Genomic DNA, 25,410 nt, shown 5'->3' with positions numbered 1-25,410 from the left:
GATGGTAGCCGATTGTCGAATCGGCGTAGTCGCGGCGATCCGTCAGTTGCGGCAGATCGTCGGCACCCACTTGGTCTTCAGATCGCTGGAGCGGTTGCAGACCCACTCGATGCTGCCCGAGTGCGTGATCGGCGAGAACTGCAGGGTCTGGTCGCGGATCACTTCGTTCGACTTGGGCTGGTCGAAGTGGGCGGTGATCACGCCACTGGCGACGCCGACGGACGAGACGTAGGTACCGACGATCGAGTCGGGGGCGGCCAAGCCGTAGGAGGAGTTGGACTCCGCGAAGCGGCCTTGGTTGTTGTAGAACTCGGCCACGGCGGTCTTCATGCCGTCGATCAGGGCCGAACCCTCGGAGAGCTGGGACCGGATCACGTAGTCCGAGTACTGGCTGATGGCGATGGCGGCGAGGATCGCGATGATGGCGACCACGATCATCAGTTCGATAAGGGTGAAGCCGTGCTGCGTTTTCATCTGAAGCCCCCTGGTTAAGCGCCCTAAATTCCCAGCCCGGCGAAAGTACCCGCGGCATGCTGGCTCCCAGAGTAAAAAGCAGGAAACGTGCCAACCGCCCTGTCAGAGAGGCAAAGAAAAAGGGCCGCGCAAGCGGCCCTTTCCTGGAACTAAGCAGCAGACAGTTAGTCGCGGCAGATCGTGGCGACCCACTTGTTCTTCATGCCGTCCGACTTGTTGCAAGCCCATTCGATCGAGCCCGAGTGGGTGATCGGCGAGAAGCTCAGGGACTCGGCGGTAATCGCGTCGTTCGACTTGTCCTGGTCGAAGTGGGCGGTGATCACGCCACCGGCGACGCCGACGGACGAGACGTAGGTACCGACGATCGATTCCGGAGCGGCCAGGCCGTAGGAGGCGTTGGCGTCCGCGAAGCGGCCCTGGTTGTTGTAGAACTCGGCCACGGCGGTCTTCATGCCGTCGGCGAGCGAGGAGCCTTCCGAGACCTGCGAACGGATCACATAGTCCTGGTACTGGCTGATGGCGATGGCGGCCAGGATCGCGATGATGGCGACCACGATCATCAGTTCGATGAGGGTAAAGCCTTTCTGGTTCTGCATGGTGTATCCCCTAGGGTGTGTGGTTTAAAGCTCACATGCATGACGCTGGCGTTCCGGTCCTTCAGGCGGCGCACGCCATGCACATGCGATGGTGACCTTGCATCATCCGTGCCAGAAAATCCAGTCCGGCTCGGCTTTGCGATCTGGGTCAAGTTTCGGGAAACGCAGAAAGACGCCGATTCCGGCAAGCGCGGCTTGCCTCACGCGATGCCATGCCCGGAACTGTTGAGCGGCGCACGCTTTTCGCGGCACGGGAGTCCGCCGGGCCGGCGTGGAGGCTGCGCAAGGGGGCATCAAGGAAGGCTGCTGGGCCCAAGGGCAGTTTCTGACAAATTTCGTCAGTCGCATCTGGGTTGTGAGCAAATCTTGCTCAATCCATGCCCAGCTTCTTGAGTTTGTACCGCAGCGCCCGGAAGGTGATGCCGAGATGGGCTGCCGCCTTTGTCTTGTTGTAGCGGCAGGCCTCGAGCGCGGCCTGGATGGCTTCGCGTTCGATCTGTTCGAGCGCATCAGGCAGGGCGGCCTCGGCGGTGGTGCGTGCGACCAGGCGTACACCGGTGTTCTGCGCCGAGTCGACGATGAATTCGCTGACGGCCGGTAGATTCAGATCGCCGATCTCGATGCGCGCGCCGTCGCACATCGCCACGGCGCGTTCGAGGATGTTCTCGAGTTCGCGCACGTTTCCCGGGAAGGGATAGCGCATCAAGGCGGTCATCGCCGCATCCGACAGCGGCGGCAGGTTTTCGCCCAGCTCGACGCTGAGCTTGAGCAACACCGACTCGGCGATCATCGGGATGTCTTCGCGGCGCTCGCGCAACGGCGGTACCGGCAGTTCGATCACGTTGATGCGGTAGTACAGATCGTGGCGGAAGCGGCCGTCCTCGACCAGCTTGGCCAAGTTCTTGTGCGTCGCCGACAACACGCGCACGTCGACCGGCGCTTCGTTGGGGGCGCCGATGGCGCGCACGGTCTTCTCCTGGATCACGCGCAGCAGCTTGACCTGCATGTGCAAGGGCAATTCGGCGACTTCGTCGAGGAAAAGCGTGCCGCCATTGGCGGACTGGAACAGGCCTTCCTTGTCGGCGTGAGCGCCGGTGAAGCTGCCCTTCTTGTGGCCGAACAACTCGCTTTCCATCAGTTCGGTCGGGATGGCGCCGCAATTGACAGGAACGAAGGGCGCGCCCGAGCGCGCGCCTTGTTCGTGGATCAGGCGCGCGACCAGTTCCTTGCCGACGCCGGATTCGCCGCTGATGTACACCGGAGCCTGACTGCGCGCCACCTTGGCGATGGTCGCGCGCAGCAACTGCATGCGTGGCGAGTCGCCGATCAGGCGATTGCTGGCCGGCTGCTGCAGGCGGCGTTGTTCGCCGAGATCCAGTGCACTCTGCACCAGGCGACGCAGCACCGAGAGGTCGACCGGCTTGGTGACGAAATCGAAGGCGCCGGCTTTCAAGGCGCTGACGGCGGCTTCCACGTTGCCATGGGCCGTGATCATCGCCACCGGCGTTTCCGGATGCCGCTGGCTGATGTGACTGACCAGATCGAGGCCGGTGCCGTCCGGCAGACGCATATCGGTCAGGCACAGGTCGTATTTGTCCGAAGCCAGTTGCGCCCTGGCGGAAGAGAGATCGGCGGCGGTATCGACGCGCAACCCCATTCGACCCAAGGTCAGGACTAACAACTCGCGGATGTCGCGTTCGTCGTCGACCACCAGCGCACTGCGAGTCACGGCCATCTCAGCGGAGCTCCCGCGCGGAAGACCGGCAGGGGCTGGACGGCCGACCACGGCAAAGGCTCAACGGGGCCCGTTTTCTGACATCGCGGCGGGAACTCATGGGGGAAGCGGGCAGGTCATCCGGGGGGATGGGAGACACGATAGCCGGAATGGCCGGAGGCCGGAAGCCTTGGCGCATGCCCTGGGTCCGACTCAGGCCGAGATCAGCGATTTGACCGCAGGCAGGGCGATCCTGAAGCAACTGCCGCCGGCCGGTACCGACTCGTAGTTGAGCACGCACTGGTTCGCCTCGCAGAGCTGGCGCGCGATATACAAGCCCAGGCCGGTGCCGTGTTCGCTGGTCGTGTAGAAGGGCGAGAAGATCTGCTCGGCCACTACCGGCGGGATGCCCGGGCCGCGGTCGATCACCTCAAGCACGGGCGAGGTTTCCTGCGAGTCCTGCCTTACCGCGACGGTCACCTGGGCCGGACGGCCGGGTTCGCGACCATAGGTCAAGGCGTTCTGTACCAGCACCGTGAGCACCTGGTGCAGATGGCGCGGGTCGGCCATGGCGTAGACCGGGTAGCCGGACGGATTGACCATCTGCAGCACGTCGTTCTCGAGCGGATGGCTGACGCGATACTCGTTGACGAAACTGCGCGCGAACGCCGCCAGGTCCATGCTTTCCGTCTGCGCCCGCTCGCGCCTGGCCATGCCGAGGATGTTCTGCACGATCGCGTTCATTCGTTGGCACTGCGAGTGGATGATTTCCAGCAGGCGCCGGTCGGTTTCCGGAAGATCGGGCGATTCGTCGAGCAATTGCGCCGAATAGCTGATCGAAGCGAGCGGATTGCGGATCTCGTGCGCAATGCTGGCCGACAAACGGCCCAGCGTCGTCAGCGTCAGTTCCTCGGCGCGGCCGGAGTAGATGCGGCTGTCGTCGAGGAAGATCAGGAAGAGCTTGTCCGTCAGGCTCAGTGCGACGAAACGCGGCAACACCTCGGCCAGGCCTTCGGCGAACACCATCGCTTTCGGGATGTCGCCACGACCCTGGCGCCAGTGCCACAGGCTCTGGTGCAGGGTGGGCGCGACGTCGGCGAGATCGCGTCGATCCGGCGACGGGTGGCCCAGCAGGCCCCAGGCGGCTTCGTTCGCGAGGCGGATGCGATGGGCGCCATCGACCACCAGGACGCCGGTACGCATGCGCCTGATCACCAGTTCGTTGAGCTCGGCGAGATTGGCCAGCTCCTCGCCGCGCTGCTCGGCCAGCGCTTCGCTCTTGTGCATCTGCTTGCGCAGTTGCTGGCAGAGCAGGGCGGTCGCCATGTAGGTCACCGAGAACATCATGGGCTCGGCGATCGGACGGTTCTCGGTCCCGAGCAGACGACTGAAGACGTATTCGGCGAGCAGGGCGCAGGCGGCGGCGATGGCGAACCCGATACTGGCGCTGGCGGTGAGGATGAGGCTGCCTGCGGCCAGGTTGAATACGAGGAACATCGAGATGCTGCCTTCGCCACCCTCGGTCGCGATCAGCGCGCCGGCCGCCGCCGCGATGTCGATCGCCAGCCCGACGGCCACCTGTCGGCGAAGGCGGTGATCCGGGTTGCGGCTGGCGACCAGCAGCACCGCGGAGGCGATGAGATAGACGATGGCGATCGCCTGCGCGACCAGCGGATAGGGAATGTCGACGACCCGCAGGCCAAGGGGCGTCAGCGTCGCCAGCGCCATCAGGCTCGCTTCGAGCATCCGGAACAGGGTGAAGAAATACAGCTCCTGCCGCTGCATCGTCACGCTGGTTCTGAGGGTGGTAGGGCTCGGCATGCGTGGTCGGCGCGCGGTTGCGGTTGCCATCGGGTCGGGTACCCATTTTGCCTTTACCGGGAGGGTCGGCGACAATACGCCCCCTCGTTTTTCGACGATTCGGGCGGCACATGCCCCGATCGACCCCGCTGGTTCCTTCCCAAGGTGACGCATGAATTTCCACGAATACCAGGCCAAGCAGCTGTTCGCCGACTACGGCATCGCCGTACCGACGGGTCGCGTCGCCCGTAACCCGGAAGAGGCCGTCGCCGCCGCCAAGGCCATTCCGGGCGACCTTCGGGTCGTCAAGGCGCAGATCCATGCCGGCGGTCGCGGCAAGGCCGGTGGCGTGAAGCTGGCCAGGTCCTACGACGAGGTCCGCGACTACGCCAAGGGCATGCTCGGCACCCGCATGGCGACCTACCAGTCCGCCGGCGTCGCTCTGCCGATCGACTGCGTGCTGGTTTCCGAAGGCACGGACATCGCCAAGGAACTGTATCTCTCGGTCCTCACCGACCGCGCCAGCAAGACGATCACCTTCATCGCCTCCGCCGAAGGCGGCGTCGAGATCGAGAAGGTGGCGGCCGAAACGCCGGATGCGATCAAGACGTTGCACGTGAACTATGTGCAGGGCCTGCAGCCCTACCAGTGCCGCGACATGGGTTTCTCGCTCGGCCTGAACGCCAAGCAGGTCAATCAGCTCACGAAGATCATGCTGGGCCTGTACAAACTGTTCAACGAGAAGGACCTGGCGCTGGTCGAGCTCAATCCGCTGGCCATCCTGAAGAACGGCGATCTCGCCGTGCTCGACGGCAAGATCAATTCCGACGACAACGCCACCTTCCGTCATCCGGAACTGGCGGCGATGCGCGACATCCGCCAGGAAGACGAGACCGAAGTGCTGGCCAGCCAGCACGACCTGAACTACGTGACCATGGACGGCAACATCGGCTGCATGGTCAACGGCGCCGGCCTGGCTATGGCGACGATGGACGTGATCGCGCTCAACGGCGGTTCGCCGGCCAACTTCCTCGACGTCGGCGGCGGCGCCACCAAGGAGCGCGTGACCGAGGCGTTCAAGCTGATCCTGAGTTCCGACAAGGTGAAGGCGATCTTCGTCAACATCTTCGGCGGCATCGTGCGTTGCGACATGATCGCCGAGGGCATCATCGCCGCGGTCAAGGAAGTCGACGTCAAGGTTCCGGTGATCGTTCGCCTGGAAGGCACCAACGTCGAAGCCGGCAAGGAACTGCTGAAGAACAGCGGCCTCGCGATCACGCCGGCCGACGACATCAACGACGGCGCCAGGAAGGCCGTTGCGGCCGCCAAGGGCTGAACAGCGTAGGAGCGACGCGAGTCGCAACCTCGAACAACACTCCCGTCGCGGCCGCGGCCGCTCCTACGGAAAGAACCAGGAATACCCAATGAGCGTCCTGATCAACAAGAACACCAAGGTCATCGTGCAGGGTTTCACCGGCACCCAGGGCACCTTCCACGCCGAACAGATGGTCGAGTACGGAACCCAGGTGGTCGGCGGCGTCACGCCGGGCAAGGGCGGCACGACCCACATCGGCCTGCCGGTGTTCAACACGGTGCGCGAGGCGGTGGACGAGACCGGCGCCGACGCTTCCGTCATCTACGTGCCGCCGCCGTTCGCGGCCGACGCCATCCTGGAAGCGGCCGATGCCGGCATCCGCGTCATCGTCTGCATCACCGAAGGCATTCCGGTGCTCGACATGCTGCGCGTGAAGAACACGCTGCGCGGCTACGACGACGTCGTGCTGATCGGTCCGAACTGCCCCGGCATCATCACGCCGGGCGAGTGCAAGATCGGCATCATGCCGGGACACATCCACATGCCGGGCAAGATCGGCATCGTTTCGCGTTCCGGCACGCTGACCTACGAAGCGGTGAAGCAGACGACCGACGCCAAGCTCGGCCAGTCCACCTGCATCGGCATCGGCGGCGACCCGATGCAGGGCATGAACTTCATCGACTGCCTGCGACTGTTCCAGGACGACCCGCAGACCGAGGGCATCATCATGGTCGGCGAAATCGGCGGCAGCGCCGAAGAGGAAGCCGCCGAGTTCATCGCGCAGTACGTCACCAAGCCGGTCGTCGGCTTCATCGCCGGCGCCTCGGCGCCGGCCGGCAAGCGCATGGGCCACGCGGGCGCGATCGCTTCGGGCGGCAAGGGCACGGCGGCCGGCAAGTTCGAGGCGTTGGAGAAGGCCGGCGTCACCACGGTGAAATCGCCGGGCGACCTCGGTGCGGCCATCGCCAAGCGCCTGCAGGGCTGAACGCGCCGCCGACCGCGACGCAACGATGGCTGACAAACACGAAAGGCCGCGCTAACTTGGCGCGGCCTTTCGCTTGATGGATACCGACGGATGACGATCCGCATCGCGCTGGCCCAGTTCGATTTCCCGGTGGGCGACATCGCCGGCAACGCCGCGCGCATCGCCAGGATGATCGACGAGGCGCGCGATACGCATCATGCCGACTTGGTGCTGTTCCCCGAACTCGCGCTCTGCGGATATCCGCCGGAAGATCTGTTGCAGCGCCCGGCCTTCCTGGCCGATTGCCAGCGCGCGATGGATTCGCTGGCGGCCTCGGTGCACGGCATCGTCGTCGTCGTCGGTTGGCCGCAGGCGGTGGGCGCGGTCGTGTTCAACGCGGCCAGCGTGTTGCGCGACGGTGCGATCGAAGCGACCTATCGCAAGCAGGAATTGCCCAACTATGCGGTATTCGACGAGCGGCGCTACTTCAGCGTCGATCCGGACGGCGAGGCCTGCGTCTTCGATGTCGCGGGCGTTCCGGTGGGCCTGGTGATCTGCGAAGACCTGTGGTTCGCCGAACCGCTGGCCCGCACCGTCGGGGCGGGCGCCAGCCTCGTCGTCGTACCCAACGCTTCGCCCTACGAACGCGGCAAGCTCGAACAGCGCGATGCCTTGCTGGCCCAGCGCGTGCGCGAAACCGGCGTCGGCCTCGCCTACCTCAACGTGGTTGGCGGACAGGACGAAGTCGTGTTCGACGGCGCATCGGATCTCGCCGATGGCGATGGCGGTTTTCATCCGGCCGCGAAAGCGTTCGAAGACCACTGGCTGGTTGCCGACTACGACGCGCAGTCGCGGTGTTTCGCCCGCCGCCTCTGGCCGGAAGAAAGCGATGGCAGCGCCGAATCGCTGGCCTGGCGCGCGATCGTGCGGGGCATCCGCGATTACTGCGGAAAGAACGGCTTCGGCAAGGTCTGGCTCGGATTGTCCGGCGGCGTCGATTCGGCCCTGGTGCTGGCCCTGGCAGTCGATGCATTGGGCGCGGAGAACGTCAACGCCGTGCGCATGCCTTCGCGCTACACGGCCGATCTTTCCAACGATCTTGCCGAAGTGCAGGCGCGCAAGCTGGGCGCGACCTTGCACGCGGTGCCGATCGAAACGCCGTTCCAGGGCTTCCTGGATGCCCTGGCGCCCATGTTCGCCGGCCGTGCGCCGGACACTACGGAAGAAAACCTGCAATCGCGCTCTCGCGGCGCGATCCTGATGGCGCTATCGAACAAGTTCGGCGGCCTCGTGCTGACGACCGGCAACAAGAGCGAGTATTCGGTTGGCTACGCGACCATCTACGGCGACATGTGCGGGGGATTCGCGCCGATCAAGGATCTGTACAAGACCGAGGTGTTCGCCCTGTGCCGCTGGCGCAACCGACAGGGCGACGGCGAGGTGATCCCGCAGGCGGTGATCGATCGGCCGCCGTCGGCGGAACTGCGCGAGAACCAGAAGGACCAGGACTCGTTGCCGCCCTACGACCTGCTCGACGCCATCCTCTATCGCCATGTCGACCAGGAAAAATCCGGGGCGGAAATCATCGCCGAGGGCTTCGATGCGGAGGTTGTCCGCCGTGTGCTGCGCCTGGTGAAGATCAGCGAATGGAAACGGCGGCAGGCCGCGCCCGGGCCGAAACTTTCGCGCCGGGCCTTCGGCCGCGAACGGCGCTATCCGATCACGTCGGGATACGGCTGATCGCTTCGAGCGATCCGTTACAAAAAACCCCGCCGAAGCGGGGTTTTTTTCTTACTTCATTTCGCCGGCGAAGGGATTCAGCTGGCGCCAGAAGCCCTTGCGTCGCGGCCAATCGCCGGAGAGGTAGGGGTGGTTGGGGTAATTCTGCTGCAGCACGCGCTTGGCATCGGCATTCAGCGTTTCCTGGCCGAGCTTGTCGTACGAAGCCGCCATCAGCGCCACCGCGTCGCCGTCGTATTCGCTCTGGGGGTAGGTTTCCAGGGCGTACTTGCCGCGCGCCGCCGCCGAGACATAAGCGCCGCGACGGTAGTAGTACAGGCCGACGATGATGTCGTGGCGGGCCAGCAGATTACGCAGATAGACCATGCGCTGGCGCGCATCGGCGGCGTAACGGCTGTTCGGGTAGCGACGGATGACGTCGTTGAAGTCGTTGTAGCTCTGCGTCGGGCTGGCGAGGTCGCGCTGCGACAGGTCCAGGCGCGCCAGGCGGGTGAAGATGGTGCGCTCGCGATCGAAATTGATCAGCGCCTTGAGATAGTAGGCGTAGTCGATGTGACGATGGCGCGGATAGGTGCGGATGAAACGGTCGATGCCCGCCGTGGCGTCCTCGAGCTTGCCGGTCTTGAACTGGGCGTAGACCAGCTCGAGCTGCGCCTGTTCGCTGTAGGGGCCGAACGGGAAGCGCGCGACGAGGCGCTGGTAATACTTGATCGACTTGGATTCGCTGCCCTCCACGAGGTATTCCTTGCCGCGGGCATACAGCGCCTCGACCGGCAGGGTCTCGGTCTCCGGCTCGGTGTCGCCGCCGAACCAGCCGCCGATGGTCTTGCAGCCGCCCAGACTCAAGGCGAAAGCCACGAACAGGAATACGCGCAGGGCGACGGAGAGACGAATCATCGGGCCGAATTTCTCTGGGGGCTGCGGGGCAGCAGTTGAGGGATAATAACCGAAAGCTCCGAGCCGCCTCCATGAAGGGCCCGGGGTCCGTCCGGGGCCTGGCCCCTACCCGAGGCCAAGGCATGAATCCAGGCGCCAGCCATTCCGACGATTCCGAACACGAGCTGCTCGAGGCCGAGGTGCCGCTGGAACTGGCCGGCAGGCGCTTCGACCAGGCGCTGGCCGAGATGTTCCCGGAATTCTCCCGATCCCGCCTGACCGAGTGGATCAAGACCGGTCAGGCCTTGCTCGACGGCGAAACCGTCAAGCCGCGCGATCCGGTTCGCGGGGGCGAGGCCGTGTTCCTGCGCGCCAAGACCGAAATCGAGGTCCGTTCCCTGCCCGAGGCCATCGATTTCGAGCGGGTTTACGAGGACGAGGACCTGCTGGTGATCAACAAGCCGGCCGGGCTGGTGGTGCATCCCGGTGCGGGCAACGCGTCGGGCACGCTGGTCAACGCCCTGCTGCATTTCGATCCGCGCATGGCCGAATTGCCGCGTGCCGGCATCGTGCACCGCCTCGACAAGGACACCTCCGGCCTGATGGTCGTGGCGCGTTCGCTGCGGGCGCACGCGGCCCTGGTGGAGCAATTGTCGGAACGCGAAGTCCATCGGCAGTACGTGGCCGTGGTGGTCGGGCCGATGATCGCCGGCGGCACCGTGAACGCGCCCATCGGTCGTCATCCCACCGATCGGCTGCGGCAGGCCGTGGTGAAGGAAGGCCAGGGACGCGATGCGGTCACGCACTATCGCGTGCGCGAACGCTTCCGCGCCCACACGGTGGTGGAGTGCCGGCTCGAAACGGGCCGCACGCACCAGATCCGCGTGCACATGATGCACGCCAAGCATCCGCTGATCGGCGATCCGCTGTACGGCGGATCGTTCAAATTGCCGAAAGCGGCGACGCCGGATCTGGCCGAGGCCTTGCGTGCGTTCAAGCGCCAGGCGCTGCACGCCGAGAAGTTGGAGTTCGAGCACCCGGTGGACGGCCGCACGGTCAGTACGCAGGCTGCGATTCCGCCCGACATGCAGGCCCTGATCGGCGCCCTGCGCGCCGACACGGCCGCGTTCAAGGGCTGAGCGGGCGATGGCGGGAGTGCTTGCGGCCGACTGGCCCGCGCCGACGAACGTGATCGGGCTGACGACGCAGCGCGACGGCCCCGGCGTGTCGGAACGCCCGTTCGACCGCTTCAATCTCGGCATCCGCTGCGGCGACGATGTCGCCTGCGCCACGGAGAATCGCCACCGCCTTCGGCGGGCGCTCGAACTGCCCTCGGCGCCGAACTGGTTGCAACAGGTGCACGGCGTGGCGGTCGCCCGTTTCGACGCTGCCGTAACGCAGGACGATCGCACGGAACCGGTCGCCGACGCGTCGGTGACGTCGACGCCGGGCTGCGTGCTGGCGGTCCTGACCGCCGATTGCCTGCCGGTACTGTTCTGTGCGGCCGACGGCAGCGAAGTCGGTGCCGCGCACGCGGGCTGGCGCGGCTTGGCGGCCGGCGTATTGGAAAGCACGGTATCGGCGATGCGCACGCCGCCCGCGCGATTGCTGGCCTGGCTGGGGCCGGCGGCGGGACCGACCGCCTATGAAGTCGGCGACGAAGTGCGCGAGGCTTTCCTCGCTTCCGATGTCGCCGCGGCTTCCGCCTTCGCCTCGACCCGTGCGGGGCATTGGCGCGTCGACTTGTACGCATTGGCGCGACAACGCCTGGCGCGCGTCGGGCTCGATCGCGTTTTCGGCGGAGGCCTGTGTACGATTTCCGACCCGCAGCGCTTCTATTCCCATCGGCGCGACCAGAGTACCGGCCGCATGGCCAGTCTGATCTGGATGCGCCCGTGAGTCCCTGGCGGCAGGCAGCCCCCTCCTGTCGCGACCATCCAAAGGAACGGTCTTGAAGCTTTCCGTCGTCATTCCCTGCTACAACGAGACCGCCACGATCGTGGCGCTGCTCGAGGCCGTGCGCGCGGCGCCATGGCCCGACATCGAGGTGATCGTTGTCGACGATTGTTCTACCGACGGCTCCCGCGATCTGCTGCAGGCGATGCAGCCCGCGTTGTACGACCGCCTCGTGCTGCACGAACGCAATGCCGGCAAAGGCGCTGCTTTGCGCAGCGGCATCGCAGCGGCCACCGGCGATGTCGTGCTGATCCAGGATGCCGACCTCGAATACGACCCCCGGGAATACCCGCGCCTGCTGGCGCCGATCGTCGAGGGCGAGGCCGACGTCGTGTACGGCTCGCGCTTCATCGGCTCCGGGCCGCATCGGGTCCTGTACTTCTGGCATCGCTTGGGCAATGGCCTGCTGACCCTGATGTCGAACATGTTCACCAACCTCAACCTCACGGACATGGAAACCTGCTACAAGGTCTTCCGTCGCGAGATCATCCAGTCGGTGCGCATCGAGGAGAACCGTTTCGGTTTCGAACCGGAGATCACCGCCAAGATCGCGCGGATGAATTGCCGGATCTACGAGATCGGCATTTCCTACCGCGGCCGCACTTACGAGCAGGGCAAGAAGATCGGCTGGAAGGACGGAGTGCGCGCGATCTACTGCATCATCAAGTACAACCTCTTCCGCTAGGGCGGCCGTCCGCGTGAGCGACTCGAGCGCAGAAACCCCGATTTCCTCCGGCGCGCACCGCCAGTCCGGCGCCGGCCCGCTCATCCTGCTCGGCGTGCTGATGGCGGCCTTGGTGGTCGCGGGAACGCCTTGGGGCGTGGGCATGACGCCGGACTCGATGGCCTACGCCGCCGCCGCGCAAGCCCTGGTCGATACCCTGGATTTTTTGGCCTTGCCGCCCAAGTGGCCGCCCTTGCTGCCCTTGCTTCTCGCGGCTGCGACGGCGATCAGCGACGACGTGCTGGTGGGTGGGCGTTGGATCAACGCGCTGGCGGGTGCCTGCAACCTGGCCCTGGCCGCCTATCTGCTGCGGCGCTGCGGTGCCGGCGCCATCGCAGCCTGTTGCCTGGCCCTGCTCCTGGCCGTGCAGCCCGGGTTCCTGCACATGCATCTCGTGCTGTGGTCGGAGCCGATGTTCCTCGCGTTCGCCTTGCTCGACGTCGTGGCCTTGGAGCGCGTCCTGTCGCGACCGGGAGATGCGCGTTGGCGCGCATTGTTGGTCGTCGCTTGCGCGGGAGCGATGTTGACGCGCTATGCCGGCGTGTTCCTGTTGTTGCTCAATGCCGCCGCGCTATTGCTTCATGACGGCGAAGGGACGAGGGTTGCGCGCCTGCGCGTCTTGCTGCTGACGTCGGTGCTTCCCTTGTTGCCCTTCCTTGCCTGGTTGGCGTTCAACGCCTCGCGCGGCGCCGGTTCGCTGGGCCGCTCGCTGGCCTGGCATCCGCCCGGACCGGCTCACTTCGCGGATGCGAACCGGGTGCTGTCGGGCTGGTTGCATTTGCCGCGCGCCGCCGGTCCCGTCGTCGTCCTGGTATTGCTCGCGGCGGCCATCTGGCTGGTGCGGCGGAGCGTTCGCGGCAGGGCGGAGCGGTCGAGCATGCCGATGATCGTGGCGCTCTATGCGCTGGCCTACGCCGCCTTCATCCTGTTCTCGATTTCGCTACTGGACTTCCAGACGCCGTTGGACGAGCGCATCCTGTTTCCCCTGCTGCCGATAGCGCTGGCCGTTGCCGTGGCGTGCCTGGCGGCGATCCGGCGCAAGTGGCTGTCCAGGGTCGGGCTGGCCATGCTCGTGGTCGCGTTCGCCCTGAATGTTCCGGCCGGCCTGTTGTTCTGGTCGATCAGCCGGAGCGAAGGAATCGGGTTCGCGTCGCATTCGGTGCGCGATATGTACATCCTGCGCTGGATGCGCCAGGTGCCGGCGAACTGGCCGCTGCTGAGCAATGCGCCGGAGCTCATCGCCCTGCACATGCATCGGAAGGCGGGAATGCTGCCATCGCGTTTCCAGCCCAATTCGCTGCGACCCAACGCGCAGCACGATGCGCGTTTGCGCGAGCGCGCTGGACGCGCGCGACTCATCGTCTATTTCCACTCGGTGAAATGGCGCGACTACCTGACTACGCCGGAAGAGCTGAATCGGCTGGAAGGCTACAGGATGATCTACGACGATGCCGATGCTACGGCATGGATACGCGAGCCGGCGCCACGCTGATCGCCGGCTGTCGGGCGCTCCGCAGTTGCCTTGAATTCTCGATTTCCGACCGCATGAATCCGGTATCGCGGCCTGGCCGCCCCGTTTCCGGACGACCTCCCCATGCGGATGGAAAAACTGACCTCGCGCTTCCAGCAGGCCCTGAGCGACGCGCAATCGCTGGCCGTCGGTCGCGACCACAATCTGATCGAACCCGTACATCTGATGGTCGCCCTGATCGACCAGCCGGGCGGGAGCACGCGCCCCTTGCTGGCGCAGGCGGGCGTCAACGTCGCCCTGCTGCGGCAGCGCCTGGGCGAGGCTCTCGATGGCTTGCCGAAAGTCTCGGGCCAGGAGGGCAACCTCAGCGTCGGCAACGAACTGGCGCGCCTGCTCAACATCACCGACAAGCTAGCGCAGCAACGCGGCGACGCTTTCATCGCTTCCGAGCTCTTCGTGCTCGCTGCGATCGACGACAAGGGCGAGCTCGGTCGCGCATTGAAACAGGCCGGCGCGAACAAGGCGAAGATCGAACAGGGCATCGACGCCCTGCGCGGCGGCGAGAAGGTCGGCGATGCCAATGCCGAAGAAAGCCGTCAGGCGTTGGAGAAATACTGCATCGACCTGACCGCGCGCGCCGAAAGCGGCAAACTCGATCCGGTCGTCGGCCGCGACGAGGAGATCCGTCGCACCATCCAGGTGCTGCAGCGGCGCACCAAGAACAATCCGGTGCTGATCGGCGAGCCCGGCGTCGGCAAGACGGCGATCGTCGAAGGCCTGGCCCAGCGCATCGTCAACGGCGAAGTGCCTGAGGGCCTGCGCGGGCGACGCGTGCTGTCGCTGGACATGGGTGCGCTGATCGCCGGCGCGAAGTTCCGCGGCGAGTTCGAGGAGCGCCTCAAGGCGGTGCTGAACGATCTCGCCAAGCAGGAAGGCAATGTCATCCTGTTCATCGACGAACTGCACACGATGGTCGGCGCCGGCAAGGCCGAAGGCGCGATGGACGCCGGCAATATGCTCAAGCCCGCGCTCGCGCGCGGCGAGCTGCACTGTATCGGCGCGACGACGCTGGACGAATACCGCAAGTACGTCGAGAAGGACGCGGCGCTGGAGCGCCGCTTCCAGAAGGTTTTCGTCGGCGAACCCTCGGTAGAGGACACCATCGCCATCCTGCGCGGCCTGAAGGAACGTTATGCCGTGCACCACGGCGTCGAGATCACCGATCCGGCCATCGTGGCGGCCGCGACGCTGTCGCACCGCTATATCGCCGATCGCCAGTTGCCGGACAAGGCCATCGACCTGATGGACGAGGCGGCCTCGCGCATCCGCATGGAAATCGATTCCAAGCCGGAGGAGATGGATCGCAAGGAACGTCGCCTGATCCAGCTCAAGATCCAGCGCGAAGCCTTGAAGAAGGAAAAGGACGCCGAGTCCCGGCAGCGCCTGTCCGATCTCGAAGCCGAGATCGAGAAACTCGAGCGCGAGTTCAACGACCTCGAAGAAATCTGGAAGGCCGAAAAGGCCACGCTGACCGGCGCGACGAAGATCAAGGAGCAGATCGAGCAGGCCAGGCTCGATCTCGAAGCCGCACATCGCGCGCAGGACTTCGCCCGGGCCAGCGAGATCCAGTACGGCCGCATGCCGGAGCTGGAGAAGCAGCTCAAGTCGGCGCAGGAAGCCGAGACCAAGGGCTTCCGCCTGCTGCAGGACAAGGTGACGGCCGAGGAGATCGCCGAGGTGGTCTCGCGCTGGACCGGCATCCCGGTCAGCAAGATGCTGGAAGGCGAACGCGAAAAGCTGCTGAAGATGGAAGATGCGCTGCATGCGCGCGTGATCGGCCAGGACGAAGCCGTGAAAACGGTTTCCGATGCGATCCGGCGTTCGCGCGCCGGCCTGTCCGATCCGAATCGACCGAACGGTTCCTTCCTGTTCCTCGGCCCCACCGGCGTCGGCAAGACCGAGCTGTGCAAGGCGCTGGCGGAGTTCCTGTTCGACTCCACGGACGCGATGGTCCGCATCGACATGAGCGAGTTCATGGAGAAGCACGCGGTCAGCCGACTCATCGGCGCGCCCCCGGGCTATGTCGGTTACGAAGAGGGCGGTTACCTCACCGAAGCGGTGCGACGTCGCCCCTACAGCGTGATCCTGCTCGACGAAGTCGAGAAGGCGCACGCGGACGTCTTCAACGTGTTGTTGCAGGTGCTGGACGACGGTCGCCTGACCGACGGCCAGGGCCGTACGGTCGACTTCCGCAACACCGTCATCGTGATGACCTCGAACCTGGGCTCGCAGTACATCCAGGAACTGTCCGGTCAGGGCGATGCGGCCTACCTGGAAATGAAGGCGTCGGTCATGGCGGCCGTGCAGAGCCATTTCCGTCCGGAGTTCATCAACCGGCTCGACGATATCGTCGTGTTCCATCCGCTGGAACAGGAGCAGATCCGATCGATCGCGCGCATCCAGACCGCCGGCCTGGCGCGCCGCCTGGCCGAGCGCCAGATCCGCATCGAGATCAGCGACGCCGCCCTGTCGCTACTGGGCGAAGCGGGTTTCGATCCGGTCTACGGCGCGCGGCCGTTGAAACGCGCGATCCAGCAACAGCTGGAGAACCCGTTGGCGCAGAAGATCCTCGGCGGCGAATTCGCCGCGGGCGATGTCGTGCGCGTGGATGCCAAAGCCGGAGGCCTGGTGTTCTCGAAGGAGTGAATGCGCAACGGGCATCGCCCTTTGCAGCGGATCCCGACTACTCGCTGAGCGCCGGCTTGTCCGGCGCGACGCATTTCAGGAAGTGGCTGGTGTCGCGCATCACGTTCGCCTTGACGTCCTTGGCGTCGCGCTTCGAGTAGTACTCGACCAGGGCGCGCAACCGGTCGCGCATGTCCTTCGATGCCGAAGGTTCGATCAGCCGTTCGACGATGGCGTCCTCGGCCATTCCCCGCTTGCGGTAGCCGGGTACGACGACCGACAGGTAGTAGGACAGCAGGTAGCACACGCCGCTACGCTCGGCATCGAGCGGAACCTGGCGCGCCGCGAGGCAGCGCACGAAGGTCGAGCTGCCCCAGGCGGGCATCGAACTCGGCTTGGCCTCGTAGATGACGCGCAATCTTTCTTCGACCAGCGCCTTCGGCGGCGGAGCCTTGCCGGGCGGCAGGGAGGTCATCGCGCGTTCGACCGCCTTCTCCAGCGGTTGACCGCTGGAGTACAGGGAGTATTCGGCCAGTCGCAGCGAGGATTCTCCGCCGCAGGCCATGGTGAAGGCGACCTGCTCGCGGTTGAGTCCGTACATGGTCTGCTCCGCCCGGGCCGGCGGGGCGAATACCGTCGCGAGTACCGTCGACAGCGTGAATGCGGCGAAGGCGATCCTGTGGTTCATTCCGGGGTCCGACGATGACGAGCGCCTAGTTTGCCGCTTCGGGGGCGACGCTGACAGCGCCGAACTGAACCTCGCACAACCACCGGGTTCAAGCGGCCGGCATCGCGGCCGGCGCCGCCATGACCATTTCCGCCAGCGAATGCGCCAGTTCGCGTTCGGCCATCACGACGCCATCGGCGCCGTGTTTCATCAGGTGTTCGACCTCGGCATCGCTGTGCGCGCGCGCCAGCAGGGTCAGGGCCGGGTTAATGGCGCGCAGCTTCGCCAGGGTCTCGCCGGCTTCCAGCGGTTGCGGAATCGCGAGGATGGCGATGCGTGCCTTCCCGGGCTGCGCTTCGGCCAATACCTGGTCGGAAGCGGCGCTACCGCGGATACCGGGGATGCCGGCGGCATGCGCCCGCACAACGTGATCGATGTTGTCGTCGATGATGAGCACGGGCATGCCGCGGTCGCGCAGCAGCCCGGCGAGCGTGCTGCCGACGCGGCCGTAACCGATGACGATGGCATGCGCATCCAGGTCGAGAGACGGCCCGGGCGCGGCCTCCTTCGGTGGCAGCGGCGTGCCGGCGATGTTGCGTGCCTGCCAGCGCGCCAGCCAGGTGAACAGGAAGGGGTTGGCGATGATCGACAGCAGGGCGCCGGCGAGGATCAGATCGTGGCCTTGCTGCGAAAGCATGCCCTGCGCGAGTCCCAGGCCGGCGAGGATGAAAGAGAACTCGCCGATCTGCGACAGGCTGACCGCGATCGTCAGCGCGGTGGCGACGGGTAGTTTCAGCAGTCGTACGATCGCGAAAGCGATGGTGCCGTTGCCGATGATGATGATGGCCAGCGTCGCCAGCACCAGCCAGGGATGCGCGATCAGGATGCCCGGATTGAACAGCATGCCCACCGAGACGAAGAACAGCACGGCGAAGGCATCGCGCATCGGCAGCGAATCGGCGGCGGCCTTGTGGCTCAGTTCCGATTCGTTGAGCAGCATGCCGGCGAAGAAGGCGCCGAGCGCGAACGAGACATCGAAGAGTTTCGCCGCACCGAAGGCGACGCCCAGCGCGATCGCCAGCACGCACAGCGTGAACAACTCGCGCGAGCCGGTGGCGGCGACGCGTTCGAGCATGGACGGAATCACTCGGCGTCCGACGATCAGCATCACCGCGACGAAGCCCGCGACCTTGACGAAGGTCAACGCCAGCGCGGCCCAGATGCTGCCGCCCTTGCCGTCTCCCGCGCCCATCGAACCGGCGACGGCCGGCAACAGCACCAGGGCCAGTACCATCGCCAGGTCCTCGACGATCAGCCAGCCGACGGCGATCTTGCCGCGTCGCGTATCCAGCAGGCGGCGTTCTTCCAGCGCACGCATCACCACCACGGTACTGGCGACCGACAGGGCCAATCCGAAAACGAGGCCATCCATCGGCGACCAGCCGAGACTCCAGCCGAATCCGTAGCCGAGCAGGGTGACGAAGGCGATCTGGGCGATCGCGCCGGGCAGGGCCACGGTTCGAACCTCCATCAGGTCCTTCAGCGAGAAATGCAGCCCTACGCCGAACATCAGCAGGATCACGCCGATCTCGGCCAGCTCCCCGGCGATTCCCGCATCGGCCACGAAGCCCGGCGTGAAGGGGCCCACCACCATGCCGGCGAGCAGATAGCCCACCAACGGGGGCGTGCGCAGGCGCTGCGCCAGGCTGCCGAAAAGGAAGGCCATCACGAAACCGATGGCGAGCGTGGCGAGCAGGGGCATCGAATGGGGCATGCGACTCCAGGGTTTGGGCGGACGCGCGGCGGAAACCCACGCCGGCAACCCCGAATTTAACCGATCGACCGGCCTCGGTCTCCCCATGCCCGCAGGATGGTCACGCTGCAGCCCTGCGGTTCGTTCCGGGCTGGTAGAATGCGCGATCTATGATTTCCCTGAAGAACTTCGCCCTGCGGCGCGGCGAACGCCTGCTGCTGTCCGACGTGAATCTCGCCCTGCACGCCGGTTGGCGCGTGGGTGTGATCGGTCGCAACGGCTGCGGCAAATCCAGCCTGTTCGCGACCATCCTCGGCGAAGTCGAACCCGACCGCGGCGATCTCGATTTGCCGGGCAAGGTGCGCATCGCCAGCGTCGCGCAGGAAACGCCGTCGCTGCCCGATCCGGCCATCGATTTCGTGCTCAGCGGCGACGAGCTGGTGTATTCGATCATCCGCGCCGAAGCCGAGGCCATGGATCGCGAGGATTACGACGCGGTCGCCGAAGCGCACCAGAAGCTCGCCGAGATCAACGGCTACGACGCCACCGCGCGGGCCGGTCGCTTGCTGCATGGCCTGGGCTTTCCGGCGGAAACCCACGCGCGTCCGGTGTCAGATTTCTCCGGCGGCTGGCGCGTGCGCCTGAACCTCGCGCGTGCGCTGATGTGCCCGTCGGACATGTTGCTGCTCGACGAACCGACCAACCACCTCGACCTCGATGCGGTGCTGTGGCTGGAGCAATGGCTGCTCAAGTACACCGGCACGCTGCTGATGATCTCGCACGACCGCGAGTTCCTCGATGGTGTCTCGACACATACCCTGCACCTGCACGAAGGCAAGGCGAAGCTCTATACCGGCGACTACACCAGCTTCGAGCGCCAGCGCGCCGAGCAATTGCGCCAGCAGCAGATCGCCTTCGAGAAGGAGCAGGCCGAACGCGAGCACCTGCAGAAGTTCATCGATCGATTCAAGGCCAAGGCCAGCAAGGCCAAGCAGGCGCAGAGCCGCATGAAGCGCCTGGCCAAACTCTCCGGCACCGAGGCCGTACGCGCCGAGCGTGCGTTCCGCATCAATTTCGCCGAGCCGGCGAGGCTGCCGCATTCGCTGATCCGCCTGAATCACGTCGATGCGGGTTATCGGGTTGCAGCTGGCTCAACCGGAAACCCAGCGTCGGCGGTGGGAAGTGACTCGCCGAAAGCCGTTACGATCTTGCGTGACATTGGTTTCGGATTGGAGGCCGGCGATCGCGTCGGCCTGCTCGGCCCGAACGGCGCCGGCAAGTCCACGCTGGTGAAAACCCTGGTCGGCGAATTGCCCTTGCTGACCGGCGAGCGCGTCGCGCATCCGGACCTGCGCATCGGCTACTTCGCCCAGCACACGGTGGAAAGCCTGCACGAAGGCCAGAGTCCCCTGTGGCATCTGAAGGAAATCGCGCCGGACGCCGGCGAACAGGTGCTGCGCAACTACCTCGGCACCTGGAATTTCGTCGGCGACCGCGCTTTCGAATCGGTGGACGGCTTCTCCGGCGGCGAACGCGCGCGCCTCGCGCTCGCGCTGATCGCGTATACGAAGCCGAACGTGCTGTTGCTCGACGAACCGACCAACCACCTCGACCTCGACATGCGCGAAGCGCTGGCCGAGGCGCTCAGCGATTTCGACGGCGCCATCGTGCTGGTTTCGCACGATCGCCATCTGATCGGCCTGGTCTGCGAAACCTTCTGGCGCGTCGCCGACAGCAAGGTCGAGGAATTCAACGGCGACCTGGACGAGTACGCGGCCTGGCTGCGTTCGCGCGGCTCCGAAACGAAGGCGCCGAAGGCCGAGAAAGCCGCGTCGCCGGCGGCGGAAGCGAAACCGGCGAAGCCAAAGCCCGCATCGGACGTGGGCAGCAAGCGCCTGCGCCAGGTCGAGGAACGCATCGCCGTGCTGCAATCGGAACTGGCGCATATCGAGCACGAGCTGGCCGATCCCTCGCTCTACCGCAGCGACGGCGGCGGCGCCCTGCTGCAGTTGAGCGAGAAGCAGGCGGCACTGGTGCGCGAGAAGGATACGCTGGAAGCCGAATGGCTTGGCCTGTACGAAGCGGGTTGATGGTGGATGGTTGGTGGGAGGAATGCCATCGACCTCGCTGTCCACCACCAACCACGAACCACGAACCACGAACCACACACCATCAACTACCCATCACTCACTAACTCTCCACTCGTTCCTCGCTTATGCCCATCTACGCCTTCGAATGCGCCGCTTGCGGACACAGTTTCGATCGACTGCAGCGCATGTCCGATCCGGATCCGACCGTCTGCCCGGAATGCGGTGCCGAACAAGTACGCCGGCAGCTGACCGCGCCGCAATTCCGCCTTTCGGGCGGAGGCTGGTACGAAACCGATTTCAAGAAAGACGGCGACAAGAAGCGCAACCTCACCGGCAAGGATGAAAGCGCCGGCAAGACCGAAAGCAAATCCGAGGCGAAGAGCGAAAGCAAACCCGAAAGCAAACCGACGCCTCCGGCGAAATCATCGGAATAGGCGGGCAGAAAGAAGGCCGGGTTTCCCCGGCCTTCCTTTTTTACTTCGCCGCGCTATCAGCGCGATACGCCGAAACGGCCGCGACAACCGTTATCCACCCACAGCTGGCCGTTGCGATAGCCCCAGGTGCGACCTTCGACGCAGGCCGTCTTCGACAGCTGTTCGACCAAGCGCGGGCGCCCGTTACGATCGATCCAGGCACAGGTGCGATAGCGGCCATCGTCGCTGGAGCAGGTGACGTTGTAGCCCCAGTTGCCGCCGCCACCGCCGCCACCCCAATTGCTGTCCTCGAACTTGGCGCGGCAGCCGCGCGCGACCCAGACATAACCCGGACCCTGGCCCCAACTACGGCCTTCGATGCAGGCGTTGTCGGACAGCTTGCGCACCAGGCGCGCCTGGCCGCGGAAGCCGGTATTGCACTGGCGGTAGCGCATGTCTTCGCTCTGGCAGATCACTTCGCGCTGCCCGCCCGGGCCTCCCGGCCAGGTCGGCCAGCCGCCGCGGTCTTCGGAGAAGCGGGCGCGGCAACCTTCATCGACCCAAACCAGACCGGGGCGAGAACCCCAGTTGCGGCCCTCGATGCAGCGCGTGTCGGAGAGCTGCGCGACGAGGCGGGCGGGGCCGCGGTACGGCGTGCGGCATTCGCGGTACCGGCGATCGCTGCTCGAGCAGATGATGTCGTTCTGCTGCCAACCGCCGCCGGAGGGCGGACGCCATCCGCCGTTGTTGTTGCCGCGCAGGGAATCGGCGATGTCGGAGCGGATGCGGCTGAAGGTCCAACGCTGCGCGCGAATCATGTCGAGATAGAAATCGAGCTGATCGTCGGGGATGTTCCGGCCGCGCGACTGTTCGCGATACTCGCGCTCGATCGCGAATACCTGCTCGGACGTGGACAGCTGACTCATGTTCTCCGGCGCGTACGCGCGCTGCTGCGCGACGGCGGGAGTGGCGCTAAGGGCCAGCAGTATCGAAAGGCTGGCCAGCAACATCCTCATCATGGCTTGTTCCTCCTGGTGAACAACGATGCCTCGGGTCAATGATTGCGCGTGCCGCTGGCTCTGGGCTGAACGGCCCGATGCAACGCCGGGCCCAGGGCTTCGGACCAATGCACGAGACGGTCCCGGCCCAGGTGCTTGGCTTCGAGCAAGGCCAGGTCGGCGCGATGCAGCAGATCCGACAGGCTCTCGCCGGGCTGCCAGCCGGCGATACCGACGCTGGCCGTTACGCGCGTCTCGCCGATGCGCAGGGCGGCGATTTCGCTGCGCAGCCGTTCGGCCAGTGCCTGTGCTCCCTCGGGATCGCAATCGCGCAACAGCAGCGCGAACTCCTCGCCACCGAGGCGACCGATGACGCGCGTATCGTCGGCCAGCGGCAACATGCATTGCGCGACCGCGACCAGGAGCTGGTCGCCGACGCGATGTCCGAATTCGTCGTTGACCTGCTTGAAGTGATCGAGGTCGAGGAACAGCGCGGCGAAAGGACGCGGCTGCCGCTCCAGTCGCAGGATCAGCACTTCGCCGAGCTCAAGGAAATGCCGGCGGTTGAGCAGCGAGGTCAGGCTGTCGATGCGCGCGCGTTCGGCCAGCTCTTCTTCCGCCTGGAAATAGCCGCGACGCGCTTCGTCGATGGCCGAATGCAGGGTGAGGGCGACGACGATGCCCAGCGCGGCCTGCACCACATAGGCGATCCAGACCGTGCTGCCGGCCAGCGCATGCCAGAGCGCCACCGATCCCGCCAGATAGGCGAGCAGGGTGGATACCAGGACGGTGCTGCGTCTTGCCCAAAGGGGCGCGGTCACCAATGGCGTGGCGATGAAGATCGGCAGCACGAGGGCGAGGGCGCCATGGCCCGGCAGTGTCAGGAAGGCGCAACTGAGGATGAACACCGTCTGTAGCGCGAGGCCGGCCCAGGCGAAACGGATGGGGTCCTTGAGCCGGCGCATCAGCAGACCGAGTGCGATCATCGCCGTCGCGCCCGCCAGGAAGGCGGGGCTGCCGAGCAGATCCAGCAGAGGTTTGCGCAGGATGAAAGCCTGCAGAACGCCGAACAGGGCAAGCATGGCCGGCGCAAACAGAATCACCAGGCGCAGGCGCTGACCCTGCCAGCGGAACATGCGCAGGAGATAGGCCGACTCGCGTTCGGGGGTGAAGGCCATGGGACTTCCCAGGTCCGCCGGTTGTCAGCCTGCGCCCGAACGGTCCGGACCGCAAGCCGGCGGGCCGGCCGGCCAGGAGGGCTTGCCGTGACCGGGGCAGGGCGCGGGCGTCTCTGGCAAAATAGCGGGCTGTTTAGGCCCCTGCGGCCCGGAGAATTCCATGCGTACCCATTACTGCGGTCTCGTCGACGAGACGCTGATCGGCCAGACCGTCACCCTCTGCGGCTGGGTCAACAAGGCCCGCGTCCAGAGCCACCAGGTCTTCGTCGACCTGCGCGACCACGAAGGCATCGTGCAGGTGCTGGTCGAAAGCGACCAGCCCGCGCTGTTCGCCGCGGCATCGGCCCTGGGTCACGAGGATGCGGTGCGCATCGTCGGCGTCGTGCGTGCGCGCCATGCCGTCAACGACAAGATCCGCACCGGGCGGATCGAAATCGTGCCGACCGCGATCGACGTATTGAACAAGGCCGAGCCGCTGCCCTTCCATGCGCACGAGAATCCTGGTGAGGAGACGCGCCTGAAGTATCGCTATCTGGATCTGCGCCGTCCCGAGATGCAGCAGATGATGCGCACGCGCATCCGCCTGGTGCAGTCGCTGCGCCGCTGGCTGGACGAGCGCGGTTTCCAGGACATCGAAACGCCGATCCTGACCAAGGCCACGCCGGAAGGCGCGCGCGACTTCCTGGTGCCGGCGCGCATGCATCCGGGCGAGTTCTACGCCCTGCCGCAATCGCCGCAGCTGTTCAAGCAGATCCTGATGATGGCGGGCTTCGATCGCTACTACCAGATCGCGCGCTGCTTCCGCGACGAAGCCCTGCGCGCCGATCGCCAGCTCGAATTCACCCAGCTCGACATGGAGTTCGCCTGGGTCGGCGAGCGCGAGGTGCAGGACACCGTCGAAGAGATGATCCGCGTCGTGTTCCGCGATGTGATGGGCGTCGAACTCGCCACCGAGTTCCCGCGCATGCCCTATGCCGAGGCGATGCGCCGCTATGGTTCGGACAAGCCCGATCTTCGCATTGCGCTGGAGCTGGTGGACGTGGCCGAACTGGTGAAAGGCAGCGAATTCGCCGTGTTCAGCGCGGCCGCCAACGACCCGCATGGCCGCGTCGCCGCCCTGCGCATCCCGGGCGGCGCGTCGCTGTCGCGCAAGCAGGTCGATGACTACGCCGCGCATGCGGCCAAGTACGGCGCCAAGGGCCTGGCCTACATCAAGATCGCCGAGAACGGCGAGGTCAGTTCGCCGATCGCCAAGTTCTTCGCCGAAGACGCCTTCGCCGCGTTGATCCGGCATGTCGGCGCCGGCAACGGCGATATCGTCTTCTTCGGCGCCGGCGCCTACAACAAGGTGTCGGACTTCATGGGCGCGCTGCGCCTGAAGGCAGGCAAGGAGTTCGGTCTCGTCGCCGAAGGCTGGGCGCCGCTGTGGATCACCGATTTCCCGATGTTCGAGTGGGACGAGGAAGAGCAACGCTACGTCGCCCTACACCATCCGTTCACCGCGCCCGCGGTGGACAGCATCGACGATCTGCGCGCCAACGCCAGGACGGCGGTTTCGCGCGGCTACGACATGGTGCTGAACGGCAACGAGATCGGCGGCGGCTCCATCCGCATCCATCGCCCGCAGATGCAGAGCGCCGTGTTCGAACTGCTCGGCATCGGCGCCGAGGAAGCGGAGGCCAAGTTCGGCTTCCTGCTCGACGCGTTGAAATTCGGCGCGCCGCCGCACGGCGGCATCGCCTTCGGCATCGATCGCATCGCCGCCCTGATGGCGGGCACCGAATCTATCCGCGATGTCATCGCCTTCCCGAAGACGACGACGGCACAGTGCCTGATGACCGGTGCGCCTTCGCCGGTGCCGGACAAGCAGCTGGCCGAAGTGCACATCGCCGTCCGTCCGAAAGCGGACTGAAGCGGGCAGGACCGGTGGTCAGCGCCGGTCTTCCGACCAGCGGTCGGTCCAGCCCCGGACCGACGGCCCTCCGATCGGATAAGC

Annotated in this window: 20 protein-coding genes; 11 read left to right on the top strand and 9 right to left on the bottom strand. The window is 65.7% G+C overall.

Annotated features, from left to right (window positions below):
- Positions 1-42: 42 nt before the first annotated feature.
- The 4 genes from QM707_RS08400 to QM707_RS08385 form a co-directional block, all read right to left on the bottom strand.
- Positions 43-474, bottom strand: a complete 432-nt coding sequence (locus QM707_RS08400) for a pilin (RefSeq protein WP_415001401.1) — start codon at positions 472-474, stop codon at positions 43-45.
- A 164-nt stretch (positions 475-638) separates the two neighbouring features.
- Positions 639-1,070, bottom strand: coding sequence for a pilin (locus QM707_RS08395; protein ID WP_415001400.1), 432 nt, complete (start codon positions 1,068-1,070; stop codon positions 639-641).
- Between the two features lie 370 nt (positions 1,071-1,440).
- Positions 1,441-2,805 (bottom strand): sigma-54-dependent transcriptional regulator, encoded by a 1,365-nt coding sequence (locus tag QM707_RS08390; protein ID WP_415001399.1) that lies wholly within the window; start codon positions 2,803-2,805, stop codon positions 1,441-1,443.
- A gap of 192 nt (positions 2,806-2,997) precedes the next feature.
- On the bottom strand, positions 2,998-4,605 hold the full coding sequence (locus tag QM707_RS08385; RefSeq protein ID WP_415001398.1) for a sensor histidine kinase: 1,608 nt from the start codon (positions 4,603-4,605) through the stop codon (positions 2,998-3,000).
- A 151-nt stretch (positions 4,606-4,756) separates the two neighbouring features.
- On the opposite strand from QM707_RS08385, the gene sucC reads away from it, so the two are divergent.
- The 3 genes from sucC to QM707_RS08370 all read left to right on the top strand — a co-directional run bounded on the left by sucC (position 4,757) and on the right by QM707_RS08370 (position 8,603).
- The gene (gene sucC / locus QM707_RS08380; RefSeq protein WP_415001397.1) at positions 4,757-5,920 is read left to right on the top strand and encodes an ADP-forming succinate--CoA ligase subunit beta; all 1,164 of its coding nucleotides are present in this window, start codon (positions 4,757-4,759) and stop codon (positions 5,918-5,920) included.
- A gap of 88 nt (positions 5,921-6,008) precedes the next feature.
- The gene (gene sucD, locus QM707_RS08375; RefSeq protein ID WP_415001396.1) at positions 6,009-6,884 is read left to right on the top strand and encodes a succinate--CoA ligase subunit alpha; all 876 of its coding nucleotides are present in this window, start codon (positions 6,009-6,011) and stop codon (positions 6,882-6,884) included.
- A 90-nt stretch (positions 6,885-6,974) separates the two neighbouring features.
- Positions 6,975-8,603 (top strand): NAD+ synthase, encoded by a 1,629-nt coding sequence (locus QM707_RS08370; RefSeq protein ID WP_415001395.1) that lies wholly within the window; start codon positions 6,975-6,977, stop codon positions 8,601-8,603.
- Positions 8,604-8,654: 51 nt separating this feature from the next.
- On the opposite strand, the gene QM707_RS08365 is transcribed toward QM707_RS08370, so the two are convergent.
- Entirely contained in the window at positions 8,655-9,500 is an 846-nt protein-coding gene (locus tag QM707_RS08365) for an outer membrane protein assembly factor BamD (RefSeq protein ID WP_415001394.1), read from the bottom strand.
- A 122-nt stretch (positions 9,501-9,622) separates the two neighbouring features.
- On the opposite strand from QM707_RS08365, the gene rluD reads away from it, so the two are divergent.
- The 5 genes from rluD (at position 9,623) to clpB (ending at position 16,336) form a co-directional block, all read left to right on the top strand.
- Entirely contained in the window at positions 9,623-10,618 is a 996-nt protein-coding gene (gene rluD / locus QM707_RS08360) for a 23S rRNA pseudouridine(1911/1915/1917) synthase RluD (RefSeq protein WP_415001393.1), read from the top strand.
- A 7-nt stretch (positions 10,619-10,625) separates the two neighbouring features.
- The gene (pgeF, locus tag QM707_RS08355; protein ID WP_415001392.1) at positions 10,626-11,378 is read left to right on the top strand and encodes a peptidoglycan editing factor PgeF; all 753 of its coding nucleotides are present in this window, start codon (positions 10,626-10,628) and stop codon (positions 11,376-11,378) included.
- A 52-nt stretch (positions 11,379-11,430) separates the two neighbouring features.
- The gene (locus QM707_RS08350; RefSeq protein WP_415001391.1) at positions 11,431-12,120 is read left to right on the top strand and encodes a glycosyltransferase family 2 protein; all 690 of its coding nucleotides are present in this window, start codon (positions 11,431-11,433) and stop codon (positions 12,118-12,120) included.
- Positions 12,121-12,133: 13 nt separating this feature from the next.
- The gene (locus QM707_RS08345; RefSeq protein WP_415001390.1) at positions 12,134-13,651 is read left to right on the top strand and encodes a glycosyltransferase family 39 protein; all 1,518 of its coding nucleotides are present in this window, start codon (positions 12,134-12,136) and stop codon (positions 13,649-13,651) included.
- A 102-nt stretch (positions 13,652-13,753) separates the two neighbouring features.
- On the top strand, positions 13,754-16,336 hold the full coding sequence (gene clpB, locus QM707_RS08340; protein WP_415001389.1) for an ATP-dependent chaperone ClpB: 2,583 nt from the start codon (positions 13,754-13,756) through the stop codon (positions 16,334-16,336).
- 37 nt (positions 16,337-16,373) lie between these two features.
- On the opposite strand, the gene QM707_RS08335 is transcribed toward clpB, so the two are convergent.
- Both QM707_RS08335 and ybaL read right to left on the bottom strand, forming a co-directional pair.
- Positions 16,374-17,003, bottom strand: coding sequence for a hypothetical protein (locus QM707_RS08335; protein WP_415001388.1), 630 nt, complete (start codon positions 17,001-17,003; stop codon positions 16,374-16,376).
- Positions 17,004-17,091: 88 nt separating this feature from the next.
- Positions 17,092-18,756, bottom strand: a complete 1,665-nt coding sequence (ybaL, locus tag QM707_RS08330) for a YbaL family putative K(+) efflux transporter (protein WP_415001387.1) — start codon at positions 18,754-18,756, stop codon at positions 17,092-17,094.
- Between the two features lie 149 nt (positions 18,757-18,905).
- Here ybaL and abc-f point away from each other — a divergent pair, with 149 nt between their 5' ends.
- Positions 18,906-20,825, top strand: a complete 1,920-nt coding sequence (gene abc-f / locus QM707_RS08325) for a ribosomal protection-like ABC-F family protein (RefSeq protein WP_415001386.1) — start codon at positions 18,906-18,908, stop codon at positions 20,823-20,825.
- Positions 20,826-20,950: 125 nt separating this feature from the next.
- Positions 20,951-21,259 (top strand): FmdB family zinc ribbon protein, encoded by a 309-nt coding sequence (locus QM707_RS08320; RefSeq protein ID WP_415001385.1) that lies wholly within the window; start codon positions 20,951-20,953, stop codon positions 21,257-21,259.
- A gap of 56 nt (positions 21,260-21,315) precedes the next feature.
- On the opposite strand, the gene QM707_RS08315 is transcribed toward QM707_RS08320, so the two are convergent.
- Together QM707_RS08315 and QM707_RS08310 are read right to left on the bottom strand one after the other, a co-directional pair.
- Complete coding sequence (locus QM707_RS08315) at positions 21,316-22,257, bottom strand: DUF3011 domain-containing protein (protein WP_415001384.1); 942 nt, start codon at positions 22,255-22,257, stop codon at positions 21,316-21,318.
- Positions 22,258-22,292: 35 nt separating this feature from the next.
- On the bottom strand, positions 22,293-23,414 hold the full coding sequence (locus tag QM707_RS08310) for a diguanylate cyclase domain-containing protein (RefSeq protein WP_415001383.1): 1,122 nt from the start codon (positions 23,412-23,414) through the stop codon (positions 22,293-22,295).
- A 160-nt stretch (positions 23,415-23,574) separates the two neighbouring features.
- Here QM707_RS08310 and aspS point away from each other — a divergent pair, with 160 nt between their 5' ends.
- Positions 23,575-25,326, top strand: coding sequence for an aspartate--tRNA ligase (aspS, locus tag QM707_RS08305; protein ID WP_415001382.1), 1,752 nt, complete (start codon positions 23,575-23,577; stop codon positions 25,324-25,326).
- Positions 25,327-25,410 lie beyond the last annotated feature (84 nt).

This window comes from Arenimonas sp., from assembly GCF_047602345.1.
Classification (GTDB): Bacteria; Pseudomonadota; Gammaproteobacteria; order Xanthomonadales; family Xanthomonadaceae; genus Arenimonas.
Note: the sequence above shows the minus strand (reverse complement) of the source record. Positions and strands in the feature narration are given on the sequence as shown.

Coding starts and splice junctions, on each gene's coding strand:
- QM707_RS08400 (WP_415001401.1), bottom strand. CDS start 474: ATGAAAACGCAGCACGGCTTCACCCTTATCGAACTGATGATCGTGGTC.
- QM707_RS08395 (WP_415001400.1), bottom strand. CDS start 1,070: ATGCAGAACCAGAAAGGCTTTACCCTCATCGAACTGATGATCGTGGTC.
- QM707_RS08390 (WP_415001399.1), bottom strand. CDS start 2,805: ATGGCCGTGACTCGCAGTGCGCTGGTGGTCGACGACGAACGCGACATC.
- QM707_RS08385 (WP_415001398.1), bottom strand. CDS start 4,605: ATGCCGAGCCCTACCACCCTCAGAACCAGCGTGACGATGCAGCGGCAG.
- sucC (WP_415001397.1), top strand. CDS start 4,757: ATGAATTTCCACGAATACCAGGCCAAGCAGCTGTTCGCCGACTACGGC.
- sucD (WP_415001396.1), top strand. CDS start 6,009: ATGAGCGTCCTGATCAACAAGAACACCAAGGTCATCGTGCAGGGTTTC.
- QM707_RS08370 (WP_415001395.1), top strand. CDS start 6,975: ATGACGATCCGCATCGCGCTGGCCCAGTTCGATTTCCCGGTGGGCGAC.
- QM707_RS08365 (WP_415001394.1), bottom strand. CDS start 9,500: ATGATTCGTCTCTCCGTCGCCCTGCGCGTATTCCTGTTCGTGGCTTTC.
- rluD (WP_415001393.1), top strand. CDS start 9,623: ATGAATCCAGGCGCCAGCCATTCCGACGATTCCGAACACGAGCTGCTC.
- pgeF (WP_415001392.1), top strand. CDS start 10,626: ATGGCGGGAGTGCTTGCGGCCGACTGGCCCGCGCCGACGAACGTGATC.
- clpB (WP_415001389.1), top strand. CDS start 13,754: ATGCGGATGGAAAAACTGACCTCGCGCTTCCAGCAGGCCCTGAGCGAC.
- QM707_RS08335 (WP_415001388.1), bottom strand. CDS start 17,003: ATGAACCACAGGATCGCCTTCGCCGCATTCACGCTGTCGACGGTACTC.
- ybaL (WP_415001387.1), bottom strand. CDS start 18,756: ATGCCCCATTCGATGCCCCTGCTCGCCACGCTCGCCATCGGTTTCGTG.
- abc-f (WP_415001386.1), top strand. CDS start 18,906: ATGATTTCCCTGAAGAACTTCGCCCTGCGGCGCGGCGAACGCCTGCTG.
- QM707_RS08320 (WP_415001385.1), top strand. CDS start 20,951: ATGCCCATCTACGCCTTCGAATGCGCCGCTTGCGGACACAGTTTCGAT.
- QM707_RS08315 (WP_415001384.1), bottom strand. CDS start 22,257: ATGATGAGGATGTTGCTGGCCAGCCTTTCGATACTGCTGGCCCTTAGC.
- QM707_RS08310 (WP_415001383.1), bottom strand. CDS start 23,414: ATGGCCTTCACCCCCGAACGCGAGTCGGCCTATCTCCTGCGCATGTTC.
- aspS (WP_415001382.1), top strand. CDS start 23,575: ATGCGTACCCATTACTGCGGTCTCGTCGACGAGACGCTGATCGGCCAG.